General features: G+C 72.3%; 9 protein-coding genes. 2 read left to right on the top strand and 7 right to left on the bottom strand.

Annotation, left to right across the window (positions count from 1 at the left end; all coding sequences use genetic code 11):
* Positions 1 to 25: 25 nt before the first annotated feature.
* The gene (gene proB / locus AB0N90_RS12305) at positions 26 to 1132 is read right to left on the bottom strand and encodes a glutamate 5-kinase (protein ID WP_365195807.1); all 1107 of its coding nucleotides are present in this window, start codon (positions 1130 to 1132) and stop codon (positions 26 to 28) included.
* Positions 1133 to 1907: 775 nt separating this feature from the next.
* Between proB and AB0N90_RS12300 the strand changes: the two genes are divergently transcribed.
* A complete protein-coding gene (locus tag AB0N90_RS12300; protein WP_365195404.1) occupies positions 1908 to 4211 on the top strand; it encodes a bifunctional glycosyltransferase family 2 protein/CDP-glycerol:glycerophosphate glycerophosphotransferase in 2304 nt (767 codons plus the stop codon).
* A gap of 108 nt (positions 4212 to 4319) precedes the next feature.
* Positions 4320 to 5228, top strand: a complete 909-nt coding sequence (gene galU, locus AB0N90_RS12295; protein ID WP_365195402.1) for a UTP--glucose-1-phosphate uridylyltransferase GalU — start codon at positions 4320 to 4322, stop codon at positions 5226 to 5228.
* Positions 5229 to 5351: 123 nt separating this feature from the next.
* On the opposite strand, the gene obgE is transcribed toward galU, so the two are convergent.
* The 6 genes from obgE to AB0N90_RS12265 form a co-directional block, all read right to left on the bottom strand.
* Positions 5352 to 6797: a GTPase ObgE gene (obgE, locus tag AB0N90_RS12290; RefSeq protein WP_361668072.1), complete on the bottom strand. Its 1446-nt coding sequence runs from the start codon at positions 6795 to 6797 to the stop codon at positions 5352 to 5354.
* Between the two features lie 120 nt (positions 6798 to 6917).
* Complete coding sequence (gene rpmA, locus AB0N90_RS12285; RefSeq protein WP_030779398.1) at positions 6918 to 7172, bottom strand: 50S ribosomal protein L27; 255 nt, start codon at positions 7170 to 7172, stop codon at positions 6918 to 6920.
* Positions 7173 to 7186: 14 nt separating this feature from the next.
* Positions 7187 to 7507 (bottom strand): 50S ribosomal protein L21, encoded by a 321-nt coding sequence (gene rplU, locus AB0N90_RS12280; protein WP_009188585.1) that lies wholly within the window; start codon positions 7505 to 7507, stop codon positions 7187 to 7189.
* Between the two features lie 170 nt (positions 7508 to 7677).
* A complete protein-coding gene (locus AB0N90_RS12275) occupies positions 7678 to 8745 on the bottom strand; it encodes an iron-containing alcohol dehydrogenase family protein (protein WP_365195399.1) in 1068 nt (355 codons plus the stop codon).
* Positions 8733 to 9485 (bottom strand): phosphocholine cytidylyltransferase family protein, encoded by a 753-nt coding sequence (locus AB0N90_RS12270; protein WP_361668078.1) that lies wholly within the window; start codon positions 9483 to 9485, stop codon positions 8733 to 8735. Before AB0N90_RS12270 ends, AB0N90_RS12275 begins: the two co-directional genes overlap by 13 nt.
* Before the next feature lie 122 nt (positions 9486 to 9607).
* The gene (locus tag AB0N90_RS12265) at positions 9608 to 14062 is read right to left on the bottom strand and encodes an Rne/Rng family ribonuclease (RefSeq protein ID WP_365195396.1); all 4455 of its coding nucleotides are present in this window, start codon (positions 14060 to 14062) and stop codon (positions 9608 to 9610) included.
* Between the last annotated feature and the right edge of the window lie 164 nt (positions 14063 to 14226).

Below are 14226 nucleotides of genomic sequence, written 5' to 3'. Positions count from 1 at the left end.
CCGGGGGCGCCCCGCTGTACGAGTGTCACCCGTGCAGGAGCACCAGGTCGTCCCTGTGTACGACCTCGCGTTCGTACGCCGGACCCAGTTCGCGTGCCAGCTCGTGGGTCGAACGTCCGATCAGCCGGGGGATCTCCTTGGCGTCGAAGCTGACGAGCCCCCGCGCCACCGCGCGGCCCCCGGTGTCCCGCAGTTCCACGGGGTCGCCCGCGCTGAACTCGCCCTCTACGGCGGCGATCCCGGCGGGCAGCAGCGACTTGCGGCCCTGGACGACCGCCGTCACGGCGCCGTCGTCCAGGGTGAGCGCGCCCTGCGGGGTGGAGGCGTGCTGGAGCCAGAGCAGCCGGTCGGCGGAGCGCTTGCCGGTGGGGTGGAAGTACGTGCCGGTGTCGCCGCCGCCGAGGGCGTCCGCCGCGTGCACGGCGGAGGTCAGCACCACCGGGATGCCGGCGGCGGCCGCGATCCGGGCGGCCTCCACCTTGGTCACCATGCCGCCGGTGCCGACGCCCGCCCTGCCCGCGCTGCCGATCTCGACGCCGGCGAGGTCCTCGGGGCCGTGGATCTCCGCTATCCGGGAGGTGCCGGGCCTGCTGGGGTCCCCGTCGTAGACACCGTCGACGTCGGAGAGGAGGACGAGCAGGTCGGCGTGGACGAGGTGGGCGACGAGGGCGGCGAGCCGGTCGTTGTCGCCGAAGCGGATCTCGTCGGTGGCGACGGTGTCGTTCTCGTTGACGATCGGCAGGGCGCCCATCGCGAGGAGCTTGTCGAGGGTGCGCGAGGCGTTGCGGTGATGGGCGCGGCGGCTCATGTCGTCGCTGGTGAGCAGGACTTGGCCGACGCGGATGCCGTACCGGGCGAAGGAGGCGGTGTACCGGGCGACCAGCAGCCCCTGCCCGACGCTGGCGGCGGCCTGCTGCCGGGCGAGGTCCCGGGGCCGGCGGCGCAGCCCGAGCGGCGCGAGCCCGGCGGCGATGGCACCGGAGGAGACCAGGACGACCTCCCGCTCCCCCTTGCTCCGGCTCTTGGCCAGCACATCCACCAGGGCGTCCACCCGGTCGGCGTCCAGCCCGCCCGCCGCACTGGTCAGGGAGGAGGACCCCACCTTGACGACGATCCTGCGGGCCGCGCCCACGGCCTGCCTCGCGCTTGCCACCTTGCCCGCCGTCCCTTTCGCCCGTGTACCGGCCTCGTGCTGCGCAATGTACGCGACCGGGGGCCTTCGGCGCGCTCCGGTTTCACCGGGCGGACACCGGTCACCGGGCGGACGACACCGAGGAACCGATGAGGGAAAGGGATAACTCGCGGCCATTTCCGAGGTTCGTAATTCACGAAGGACGCGCCGCTTTTTCTTTTCCGGTTCTCGGGCGGGAATTCCTTCGCCATGGCGCCCCTGCTCACCGCGCGAGGCGCCACCGCCGCCGCGCCGGGTGCCCCGACCGGTGCCCGGCCGGGCGCCGGGATTGCGACCGCGCCGTGTGGATCGGTGTCGAATCCACCACATCCCGCCCGAAACCATGGACCGGAACGCACAACTTCCGCACCACGGGCCCCGGCGGGGCCGCGCGGGCAGGTTGACCGGATCGTCCGGTTCGCGCCGCCGAAAGCGCCGTTCTCACCGTGGGCTCACCTTCTCTTACCCGGACGGACGGCCATGTTCCGGTGCCACCGCCGCCCGGCCCGCGATGCCGGATCCGGCCACCTCGGGAGCCCTGCGCCCGCGCCCGTGAGTCACGCCACACCCGGGCCACGAGGTGCCGTGCGGTCGTACGGTGAGACCATCCGGTAGGGCACGTTAGGGTAGGGTTAAACGCCCCTTAACCTCGCACTCCTTGTGCCTCTCGCCTTCCGCTCCGCACCGGCAGCGGGAGGCGGTTGAGAGTCTGACCGACAGTCCAGGAGCCCCAAGCATGCCCGTAGCGAATGGAAACGCTTCGCCGAAAATAAGCGTTGTCGTCCCTGTCTACAAAGTCCAGGGATATCTGCGTGCGTGCTTGGACTCCATTCTGTCCCAGTCCTTCGAGGACTTCGAGATCGTCGCCATCGACGACCACTCGCCCGACGCCTGCGGTCGGATACTCGATGAATACGCCGCCCTCGACAGCCGCGTCATACCCGTGCACCTGGAGGAGAACCAGGGCATCGGAAAGGCGCGTGACGCCGGTGCGCTGAAGTCCCGCGGCGAGTACATCCTCTTCCTGGACAGCGACGACACCCTGGCCGACGGCGCGCTCCAGGCGATCGCCGACCGGCTGGAGGCCACGGGCGACCCGGACATCCTGCTGCTCAACCACGTCCGCACGTACTGGAACAACCGGGTCCAGGCGAGCGCGGCCGGTGAACTCCTCGCGAGCGCGGGCACGGACGTCTTCACGGCCCTCGAACGGCCGGACTTCCTCACCATGTTCGCCGTCGTCTGGAACCGCGCCTACCGCCGCGAGTTCTACGTCGGCAACAACTTCATCTTCACGGACGGCATTTACGAGGACGCGCTCATGGTCTACAAGACCATGCTGACCGCGGAGACCATCGCCGCCACCGACCACGTCTGCGTCGAGTACCGCCAGCGCCGCCAGGGCAACTCCATGCGGACGCCCGGCCGCAAGCACTTCGGCATCTTCCAGCAGTACGCGCGCCTCTTCGAGTTCCTCGACCAGCACCCCGAGACCGAGCCCGTGCGCGCCCTGCTGTTCGAGCGCGCGGCGAGCCACTACCTGTTCACGCTGGCCCGCGAGGACCGCATCGTCCCCAAGGACCGCGCGGAGTTCTTCAAGCTCGCGGCCGCCTCGTACAAGCGCTACAAGCCCAAGGGCTTCGTGCTCCCCGAGGGCTCCCAGGGCGTCCGGTTCCAGCTGCTGGAGCGCGGCTCCTACACGGCGTACGCCGCGGTGACCGCCGCCGGCAACACCCGCCGCCAGGTCATCCAGCGCGCCACCAAGGTCAAGACCAAGCTTGGCAAGACCGCCTACAACCGGCTGTACCGGCTGCACCTGCGCCGCCCGGTGGACGAGAACCTCGCGGTCTACGCGGCCTACTGGAACCGCGGTGTCGCCTGCAACCCGGCCGCGATCTACCACAAGGCCAAGGAACTCGCCCCGAACGTGCACGGGGTGTGGATCGTGCGCCGCGACATGGTGGACAGCGTCCCCGCGGGCGTCGACTACGTGGTGGCCAACTCGCCGCGTTACTGGGAGGTCATGGCCCGCGCCAAGTACCTCGTCAACAACGTCAACTTCCCGAACAACATCGTCAAGCGCCCCGAGCAGGTCTTCCTCCAGACCCATCACGGCACCCCGCTGAAGCAGATGGGCATCGACCAGCAGAAGTACCCGGCGGCGGCGAAGAACATGAGCTTCGCCAAGATGCTGGAGCGGGCCGACAAGTGGGACCTGAGCCTCACCTCCAACCAGCACTCCACGGAGAACTGGGAGCGGGTCTACCCCTGCGCGTTCGAGGCGATCGAGTTCGGCTACCCGCGCAACGACGTCTTCTTCCGCACCGACGGTGACGACGTCCTGCGCATCCGCCGCGAGCTGGGCATCGAGGACGGCAAGAAGGCCATCCTGTACTGCCCGACCGTGCGCGACTACCAGAAGGGCTACGTCCCCCGGATCGACCTGGAGCGCTTCTGCTCCGAGCTCGGCCCGGACTTCGTCGTCCTGGTGCGCACGCACTACTTCTACGGCGCCGACCCCCGCCTGGAGGCCCTCCAGGAGCGCGGTCTGATCAAGGACGTGTCGACGTACCCGGTGGTGGAGGACCTCTGCCTGGCCGCCGACGCGCTGATCACGGACTACTCGTCCATCATGTTCGACTACGCGTGCCTGGACCGCCCGATCGTCACCTACGCGGACGACTGGGAGGTCTACCGCAAGGCCCGCGGTGTCTACTTCGACATCCTCTCCGGCCAGCCGGGCGAGACGCCGGGTGCGACCGCGACCGACGAGGACCAGCTGATCGAGGTCTTCCGGTCCGGCGCCTGGAACGGCTCCGAGGCCGCCGAGCTGCGTGCCGCGTTCCGTGAGCGCTTCGTGCAGTTCGACGACGGAAACGCGGCCGAGCGTGTGGTGCGCCGGCTCTTCCTCGGCCAGCGGGAGACCACCCCCGCGGTGCTTCCGCTGGACGACCGGACGCCCGCGCCCGCGCCGGGGGCGATCGCCAAGGCCCGCATCCCGCGGCAGCCCACCGGTGAGCACGGCCTCATCGACGCCTGAGCCGGGCCCCGCCACGCCTGAGCACGGCTCATCGACGCCCGAACGCGGCCGGGACCGAACCCCGGCCGCACGGCGCCCGACGCGCTAAACGAGAGAGACGAACACCTGATGGCTTCCCGCCCCACCATTTCCAAGGCGGTCATACCGGCGGCGGGTCTCGGTACCCGCTTCCTGCCGGCGACCAAGGCCACTCCCAAGGAGATGCTGCCGGTCGTCGACAAGCCCGCGATCCAGTACGTGGTCGAGGAGGCCGTGTCCGCGGGGCTCGACGACGTCCTGATGATCACCGGTCGTAACAAGCGTCCCCTGGAGGACCACTTCGACCGGAACTACGAGCTGGAGTCGGCCCTGCAGAAGAAGGGCGACGCGAGCCGGCTCGCGAAGGTGCAGGAGTCCAGCGATCTGGCGACCATGCACTACGTCCGCCAGGGCGACCCGAAGGGGCTCGGCCACGCCGTGCTGTGCGCCGCCCCGCACGTCGGCCACGAGCCCTTCGCGGTCCTCCTCGGCGACGACCTGATCGACCCGCGCGACCCCCTGCTCCAGCGCATGATCGAGGTCCAGGAGCAGCACGGCGGCAGCGTGATCGCCCTCATGGAGGTCGCGCCCGAGCAGATCCACCTCTACGGCTGCGCCGCCGTCGAGGCCACCGCCGAGGGCGACGTCGTCAAGATCAGTGGCCTGGTCGAGAAGCCCGACCCCGCCGACGCCCCCTCCAACTACGCGGTCATCGGCCGTTATGTGCTGGCTCCGCAGATCTTCGGTGTCCTGCGCGAGACCGAGCCGGGCCGCGGCGGCGAGATCCAGCTGACCGACGCGCTCCAGCAGCTCGCCACCGACGAGAAGCTGGGCGGCCCGGTGCACGGCGTCGTCTTCCGCGGCCGCCGCTACGACACCGGCGACCGCGGCGACTATCTGCGCGCCATCGTCCGGCTCGCATGCGAACGCGAGGACCTGGGCCCGGAGTTCCGGACCTGGCTGCGCGGTTACGTCGGCCAGGAGCTGACCGAGGGCTGATACGGCCCCCGCAGCGGATACGGCAGAGGGCGGGCCCGGAGGATTTCTCCTCCGGGCCCGCCCTCTGTCATCGGCTCCGTCTAAAACGTCATCGGCTCTGCCTAAGACGTCATCGGCTCTGTTTTAGAACGGCTCGAAGTCGTCGAACTCCCGGCCGGCCTCGTCCCGCTCGGCGTCCCGGTCCCGGCGGCGCTGGGCCGCGGGGCGGGGAGCCTCGAAGCGGTGGTCCTCACCGCGGCGGCCGAGCATCTCGGCGCCCGCCGTGACCGACGGCTCCCAGTCGAAGACGACCGCGTTCTCCTCGGGGCCGATGGCGACGCCGTCGCCGCCCCGGGCGCCCGCCTTCATCAACTTCTCTTCCACACCGAGGCGGTTGAGCCGGTCGGCGAGGTAGCCGACGGCCTCGTCGTTGTTGAAGTCGGTCTGGCGCACCCAGCGCTCGGGCTTCTCGCCGCGGACCCGGAACAGCGGCTCGCCGTCGACCTCCTCACGGGTGACGGTGAAGCCGGCGTCGTCCACGGCCTTGGGCCGGATGACGATCCGCGTGGCCTCATCCTTGGGCTTGGCCGCACGCGCCTTGCCGACCAGGTCGCCGAGGGCGAAGGACAGTTCGCGCAGACCGATGTGGGCGACCGCCGACACCTCGAAGACGCGGTAGCCGCGGGCCTCCAGGTCGGGGCGGACCATCTCGGCGAGGTCCTTGCCGTCGGGCACGTCGACCTTGTTCAGGACGACGATGCGGGGCCGGTTGTCGAGACCGCCGTACTGCCGCAGCTCCTCCTCGATGATGTCGAGGTCGGAGAGCGGGTCGCGGTCGGACTCCAGGGTCGCGGTGTCCAGGACGTGCACCAGCACGCTGCACCGCTCCACGTGCCGCAGGAACTCCAGGCCCAGGCCCTTGCCCTGGCTGGCGCCCGGGATCAGTCCCGGCACGTCGGCGATGGTGTAGACGGTGGAGCCCGCGGTGACCACACCGAGGTTGGGCACCAGGGTGGTGAAGGGGTAGTCCGCGATCTTCGGCTTCGCGGCGCTGAGCACCGAGATCAGCGAGGACTTGCCGGCGCTCGGGTAACCGACCAGCGCCACGTCGGCGACGGTCTTCAGCTCCAGGACGACCTCCTGGAGGTCCCCGGGCACACCGAGCAGCGCGAAGCCGGGCGCCTTGCGGCGGGCCGAGGACAGCGCCGCGTTGCCGAGGCCGCCGCGGCCGCCCTGGGCGGCGATGTACGACGTCCCCTGCCCGACCAGGTCGGCGAGGACATTGCCCGCCTTGTCGAGCACCACGGTGCCGTCCGGGACCGGCAGGACCAGGTCCTGGCCGTCCTTGCCGGCGCGGTTGCCGCCCTCGCCGGGCTTGCCGTTGGTGGCCTTGCGGTGCGGGGAGTGGTGGTAGTCGAGCAGCGTGGTGACCGACTGCTCCACGGTCAGGATGACGTCACCGCCACGCCCGCCGTTACCGCCGTCCGGGCCGCCCAGCGGCTTGAACTTCTCACGGTGGACGGAGGCACAGCCGTGGCCCCCGTTACCCGCGGCGACATGCAGTTCGACGCGGTCCACGAAGGTGGTCATGGTTCAGTGCCTCCAGAAATTACGGGTATGTCTAGGTACTAACACGCGAAAGGCGGACCCGCCTTCCCGAACGGGAAGTGAGGTCCGCCTCGCGAAACGTTCGATGCCGAATCAGGTGATTCAGGCGACCGGAACGATGTTCACGACCTTGCGGCCACGGTGGGTACCGAACTCCACCGCGCCCGGCAGCAGGGCGAACAGGGTGTCGTCGCCGCCACGGCCGACACCGGCGCCGGGGTGGAAGTGGGTACCGCGCTGGCGGACCAGGATCTCACCAGCGTTGACGACCTGACCGCCGAAGCGCTTCACGCCGAGCCGCTGGGCATTGGAGTCGCGACCGTTCCGGGTGGACGATGCGCCCTTCTTGTGTGCCATGTCTTCTCAGTCCCTTACTTCGCAGCCGTGGGGATCGACGTGACCTTGATCGCCGTGTACTGCTGGCGGTGGCCCTGCCGACGGCGGTAGCCGGTCTTGTTCTTGTAGCGCAGAATGTCGATCTTCTGGCCCTTGTGGTGGTCCACGACCTCGGCCTGGACCTTGATGCCGGCCAGCACCCACGGGTCGCTGGTCACAGCGTCGCCGTCGACAACGAGCAGGGTCGAGAGCTCGACCGTGTCGCCAACCTTGGCGGTGGAAATCTTGTCAACCTCAACGATGTCGCCGACAGCAACCTTGTGCTGGCGACCACCGCTGCGCACGATGGCGTACACGCGGATCTCTCTTTCGCTCGAAGAAACGGCACCCCCGCAGGCCAGCCACCCGGCATACGCATGGGCGACCTCTCCCGGCCGGCCTAGCGTCCGGGAGGAACAGGTTTACGGGGATGTGGCGGGCTCTATGACACGCCGACGGTCAAGGTTACGGGCCGGGGCCGTAGGGGTCAAACTGGGCGTCCGGCCGCGGCGACGTACCCGGCGTACGCCTCCGCGATCCCCTCGGCGGACAGCCCGAGGTGCTCCAGAATGGTGTAGCGGCCCGGCCGGGTCTCCGGCGCGAACGCCACGGCCCGCACGAACTCCTCGTCGCTGAAGCCGATCTCCTCGGCCGCCACCGGCAGCCCGTGCCTGCGCAGGCCCTCCACGATCAGCCGGGAGCCGTCGTGGTCGCCGCGCAGATACATGGCGAACGCGGCGCCGAGGCCCACCTGTTCGCCGTGCGCGGCGGCCCGGCGGGGGTAGAGCAGGTCCAGCGCGTGACTGATCTCGTGGCAGGCGCCCGAGGAGGGCCGGGTGTGCCCGGCTATCGACATGGCGATACCGGTCAGCACCAGCCCCTCGGAGAGCACGGTGAGGAACCCGTCGTCGCCGCAGCCGCCGGGGTGCCGCAGCACCGCCTCACCAGCCTGGCGGGCCATGGCCGCGGCGAGACCGTCGATCTTCTCGCCGTTGATCCGGTGGTCCAGCTCCCAGTCCGCGACCGCGGAGATGTTGGACAGGGCGTCGCCGATCCCCGAGCGCACGAAGCGCAGCGGGGCCTCGCGGATCACGTCCAGGTCGATGAACAGGGCGACGGGCGCGGGCACTCCGTAGGAGCCGCGCCCCGCGTCGTTGTCCAGGTTGGACACGGGCGAGCAGATGCCGTCGTGCGAGAGGTTCGTCGGCACCACGACCAGGGGCAGGCCGATCCGCGCCGCCGAGTACTTCGCACAGTCGATGATCTTGCCGCCGCCGATGCCCACGACCGCGTCGAAGTCGCCGGACTTCATCCGGTCGGCCAGGTCGACCGCCTCGTCCAGGGTGCCGCCGCCCACCTCGAACCAGGTGGCGGCGGGCAGCGCGGGGGCGAGGCGTTCGCGCAGCTGGGCGCCGTAACCGCGGCTGACGGCGACGGCGAGCCGCCCGGAGTCCGAGATGCGCTGGTCGGCGAGCACGCCCGCCAGATCGTCCAGGGCACCCGCGCGGATGTCCATGACGATCGGCGAGGGGAACAGCCGGGTCAGTACCGGCATGCGATCTCCCGCCCGCGGGCGAGGTCCTCGTGGTTGTCGATCTCGACCCAGTCGACGTCGCCGATGGGCGCCACGTCGATCCGGAAGCCGCGGTCGACCAGCTCCTGGTAGCCGTCCTCGTAGTACAGCTGGGGGTCGCGCTCGAAGGTCGTACGCAGGGCGTCGGCCAGTTCCTCGGCCGCGTCGCCCTCGATCAGGGTCACGCCGATGTACTCGCCGGTCGCCTCGGCCGGGTCCATCAGCTTGGTGATCCGCGTCATGCCCTTCTCAGGGTCGACGACGACCTTCATCTCCTCGTCCGCCAGGGACTTCACGGTGTCCAGCGCGAGGATGATCTTCCTTCCGTCACCGCGGGCGGCCAGCAGCGTCTTCTCGACCGAGACCGGGTGCACGGTGTCGCCGTTGGCGAGGATCACACCGTCCTTGAGCGCGTCGCGCCCGCACCACAGGGAGTAGGCGTTGTTCCACTCCTCGGCCTTGTCGTTGTCGATCAGGGTGAGCTTGAGGCCGTACTTCTCCTCGAACTCGGCCTGGCGCGCGTAGACGGCCTCCTTGCGGTAGCCGACGATGACCGCGACCTCGGTCAGCCCGATCTCCGCGAAGTTGCCCAGGGTCAGGTCCAGGACGGAGACGGCCTCGGGCGCGTCCTGTGCGCCGACCGGCACCAGGGCCTTGGGCAGGGTGTCCGTGTAGGGGCGCAGTCGCCGTCCGGCGCCGGCCGCCAGCACGAGGCCTATCATCGCGGTTCTCTCCTTCGGTTCAGGGGCGCGGGCCGAGGGGCGCGGTGCCCCGGGCCCGCCGAAAAAGCAGGTGCGGCCCTCTCCTCGCGGACAGGACCGCACCCAGACGTGCCGGTGACCGATCAGTCGACGGAGGTCGACTGCGGGGTCGCCGCGGTCTTCTTGGCCGCCGTCTTCTTCGTGGCGGCCGCCTTCTTGGCCGTCGTCTTCTTCGCGGCGGTCTTCTTGGCGACGGTCTTCTTCGCCGCCGTCTTCTTGGTGGCCGCCTTCTTGGCCGTCACCTTCTTGGCCGCCTTGCGGGCGGTCTTCTTCGCCGGAGCCTCGGTCTCCTCGACGGAAGCCTCCGCAGCGGGGGCCTCCTCCGCGGCCGCCGGGACGACCACGACGGCCGTCTCCTCGGACGCGGTCGGCGCGGCCGTCTGCCGCACCGCGCGACGGCGCGGACGGGCCGGCGCGGCGCTCTCGGCGGGCGCCGGCGCCTCCTCGGCCGCGGGCTCCGCCACCGGGGCCGCGGGCGCGGTCTCGGTGACGGTCACCACGGTGGCCTCGGCACCCGCGGGGGAACCGGCCGGTGCGGACACCTTCCGGGTCGCCCGACGGCGGGTACGGCCCTTGGGCGCCTCCTCGGCGGCCTCGGGGGCCTCGGGGGCCGGAACCACCTGGTCCTCGGCCGCGGCGGGCTCGGCCAGCGCCTCGGCGGCCGGCTCGGGCCGCACCGGACGGGCCGCGGCCTCCTCGGCGGTGACGTCCTGCGCGGTCGGCACGACGGCCTCGGCGCCGGCGTCCTGCGCGACCTCCTGCTCGGCGTCGGCGTCCTTCGTCCGGGCGGCCTTCCTTGCGGACTTCTCCGCCTTCGGCGCGCCCGCCGGGGCCGACGCACGACGGCTCGCCCGGCGGCGGCCACGGCCGCGACCGGCCGCCGCCTCCGCCTCGGCGACGCTGCTGTACAGCTCCTCGTCCGGCGCGAACTCCGGGGGCGTGAGGGCGACCGGCTCGGCGATCTCGGCGGCCACCTCGGCGGCCGTCTCGGTCTCCGGCTCGGCGGCCTCGGCGCTCTCCACGGCGACCGCGGCGGTCTCGTGCACATGCTCGTGCTCGTGCGGCTGCTCCTGCGCGTCGCCGCCACGGCCGCGCTTCTTGCGCTTGCCGCCGCCACCGGCACCGGCGGAGCCGGGCTGCTCCATGTGCACGATGACACCACGGCCGTTGCAGTGCACACAGGTCTCGGAGAAGGACTCCAGCAGGCCCTGGCCGACCCGCTTACGGGTCATCTGCACCAGGCCCAGCGAGGTCACCTCGGCCACCTGGTGCTTCGTACGGTCACGGCCCAGGCACTCCAGCAGCCGGCGCAGCACCAGGTCGCGGTTGGACTCCAGGACCATGTCGATGAAGTCGATCACGATGATGCCGCCGAGGTCGCGCAGCCGCAGCTGGCGCACGATCTCCTCGGCCGCCTCCAGGTTGTTCCTGGTGACCGTCTCCTCCAGGTTGCCGCCCTGGCCGGTGAACTTGCCGGTGTTGACGTCGACGACGACCATCGCCTCGGTCCGGTCGATCACCAGCGAACCGCCGCTGGGCAGCCAGACCTTGCGGTCCAGCGCCTTGGCGAGCTGCTCGTCGATCCGGTAGGTGGCGAAGACGTCGACCTCGGAGGTCCACTTCGACAGGCGGCCCGCGAGGTCGGGCGCGACGTGCGCGACGTACCCGTGGATGGTCTGCCAGGCCTCGTCACCGCTGACGATGACCTTGGAGAAGTCCTCGTTGAAGATGTCGCGCACGACCCGGACGGTCATGTCCGGCTCGCCGTAGAGCAGCGTCGGCGCGTTGCCGCTCTTGGCCTTCTTCTGGATGTCCTCCCACTGCGCCTGGAGCCGCTCGACGTCGCGGCGCAGCTCGTCCTCGCTCGCGCCCTCGGCGGCGGTGCGCACGATGACGCCCGCGTCCTCGGGGACGATCTTCTTGAGGATCGTCTTCAGCCGGGCCCGCTCGGTGTCGGGCAGCTTGCGGCTGATGCCGGTCATGGAGCCCTCGGGGACGTACACGAGGTAGCGGCCCGGCAGGGAGACCTGGCTGGTCAGACGCGCGCCCTTGTGCCCGATCGGGTCCTTGGTGACCTGCACCAGGACCGACTGACCGGACTTGAGGGCGGACTCGATGCGCCGCGGGCCGTTGCCCATGCCGAGCGCGCCGAAGTTGACCTCACCGGCGTACAGCACGGCGTTGCGGCCCTTGCCGATGTCGATGAAGGCGGCCTCCATCGACGGCAGCACGTTCTGCACCTTGCCGAGGTAGACGTTGCCGACGTACGACGTCGACTGCTCCTTGTTGACGTAGTGCTCCACGAGCACGTTGTCCTCAAGGACGCCGATCTGGGTGCGCTCGCCGTGCTGGCGGACGACCATCACCCGGTCGACGGCCTCACGACGGGCCAGGAACTCGGCCTCGGTGATGATCGGGACACGACGGCGGCCCTGCTCACGGCCCTCGCGGCGGCGCTGCTTCTTCGCCTCCAGACGGGTCGAGCCCTTGATGGACTGCACCTCGTCGGACGGCTCGCTCTGCTTGCGCGGCTCGCGGACCTTGACGACCGTACGCTCCGGGTCGTCGGAGGACGGCTCGCCGTCCGCGGCGGACTCACCGGCACGGCGACGGCGGCGACGACGGCGACGGCTGCCGGCACTGGAGCCGCCCGACTCCTCGCCGTGCGCCTCCTCGTCGTCCTCTTCCTCCTGCTCGGCGGTGTCCTCGGCGTCCTGCGCGGCCTGCTCGGCGGCCAGTTCCTCGGACTCCTCGCCGCCCTCGCCCTCGGCGGCGTCCCCGCGACGGCGGCGACGGCCGCCCCGGCGGCGACGGCGGCGCGAGGAGGACTCCTCGTAGCCGTCGGCGTCCTCGGCCTCGCCCTCGGCGCCCTCCGGCTCCTCGTCCTCGTCCTCGGCGGCGGCCTCGACGGCCGGGGCCTCCTCCACGCGCTCGGCGCGGCGGCGACGGCGACGGCGCGAACCGGCCTCGGGGCGCTCCTCCGCGTACTCCGCGCGCTGCTGCGGCTCCGCGGGCTGCTCGGCCTCGACGGGCTCGGCGGGCTCGGTGGCTCCCGCGGCGGCCTCGGCGGCGGCCCGCTCGGGGGTCTGGAAGCGCGGCTCGGCGAACACCGGCGCCTGGAAGACGGCGACGGCGGGACGGGCCGGACGGCGCGAGCCCTCCTCGGCCCCGGCACCGCGCGCGGGCTCGGAGAACCCGGACGCGGGGCGCACCGCCCGGCGCCGGGCGCGGCGCGGGGCGGGGGTCTCGGCGGCCCCGGACGCCTCGGCGGCGGCCGGGACGGCCTCGGCGGCCGCCGCGGGCTCGGTGGTGTGCGTGGTGACGGGGACCTCCGGGGTGTGCGCGGCCTCGGCGGGCGCGCTCTCGGGCGCGGTGACCCGGCGGGTGGCACGACGGCGGGCACGGCGCGGGGCGGCGTCCTCGCTCTCGGCGCTCACGGCGCTCTCGGCCTCGGCGGCGGGGGCCTGCGCCTCGACGGCGGGCTCGGCGACCAGCTCGGCGACCGGCTCGACGACCGGCTCCGCGGGGGCCTCCTCGGCGGCCTTCGGCGCACCGGTGGGCGCGGAGGCGCGGCGGGTGGCGCGGCGACGGGTACGGGCGGGGGCGGCCTCGGCCGCGGGCTCCTCCTCGGCCGGGGCGGCCTCGGGAGCGTCCTCGGCGGTGACCCGGACGACGGTCTCGGTGGCCTCGGCGGACTCCGGCGAGCCGGCGGGCGCGGAGGCACGGCGGGCGGCACGGCGACGGGTGGGCGCGGCGGGCGCCTCCGCCCGGACCGGCTCGGCCGGGGCGGCAGCCGGGGACACGACGGTCTCCGCCTGCTCGACGGCCTCCGCCACCTCGGCGGCGGCGGGCGCACCGGCGGGCGCGGCCGCGCGACGCGTGGCACGACGGCGGGGACGCGCGGCGGGCGCCTCCTCGGCCGGCTCGGCCGGAGCGGCCGGGGTCTCGACGGCCTCGGCGGTGGGTTCGACGGTCTCGGTGACCTCGGCGGCGGGCGCGGCGGCACGACGTGCGGCACGGCGGCGCGGACGCGCGGCGGGTGCCTCGTCCTCGGCCGCGGGCTCGGTGGCGGCCTCGGCCGGGGTCTCGGCGGCGGCCTCCGCCTCCGCGCTCGGCGTCGCGACGCTGCGGGTGGCGCGGCGGCGGGTGCGCCGCGGTGCGGCCTCCTCGCCGACGACGACCTCGCCGCCCTCGGTGACCTCCGCGGCGGCCGGTGCGACGGTCTCCGCGGGCTGGACGGCCTCGGCGGCCGGTGCCCCGGCGGGCGCCGAGGCGCGGCGGGCGGCACGGCGGCGCGGACGCGCGGCCGGTGCGGCCTCCTCGGCCGCCTGCGGGGCCTGGGCCCCGGCGGCGGTCTCCGCCGTCTCCTCGGTGTCCTCCGCGGCCGGTATGGCCGGGACGGTGACCTCGGTGGGTGCCTCCGCCGCGACGGGCGGACCCGCGGGGCGGGAAGCGGCACGGCGACGCCTGCGCGGCGGCAGGGTGTCGCTCGGTGTGTTCAGTTCGGAACCCTCGATGGGCTCGGTCGGCTCAAGCATGCGGGCGTTTCTCCCGTCAGGCTCCCGGGCGCCGCGCCTGGTTCCGGCACCGGCCCGAAGGGGCCGTCCACCGGTGACGTCCGCGGCCCGCGCGATGCGCGATGGCCGCCGTCCGGGGCGCGGGCGCCGCACGGGAGCACTCTGTGTCCTGTCTCGCCGGTTCC

It is taken from the genome of Streptomyces sp. NPDC093018 (assembly GCF_040684035.1).
Lineage (GTDB): Bacteria > Actinomycetota > Actinomycetes > Streptomycetales > Streptomycetaceae > Streptomyces > Streptomyces murinus.
The sequence above is the reverse complement of the archived record's forward strand: the minus strand, read 5'-3'. Positions and strand labels throughout refer to the sequence as shown.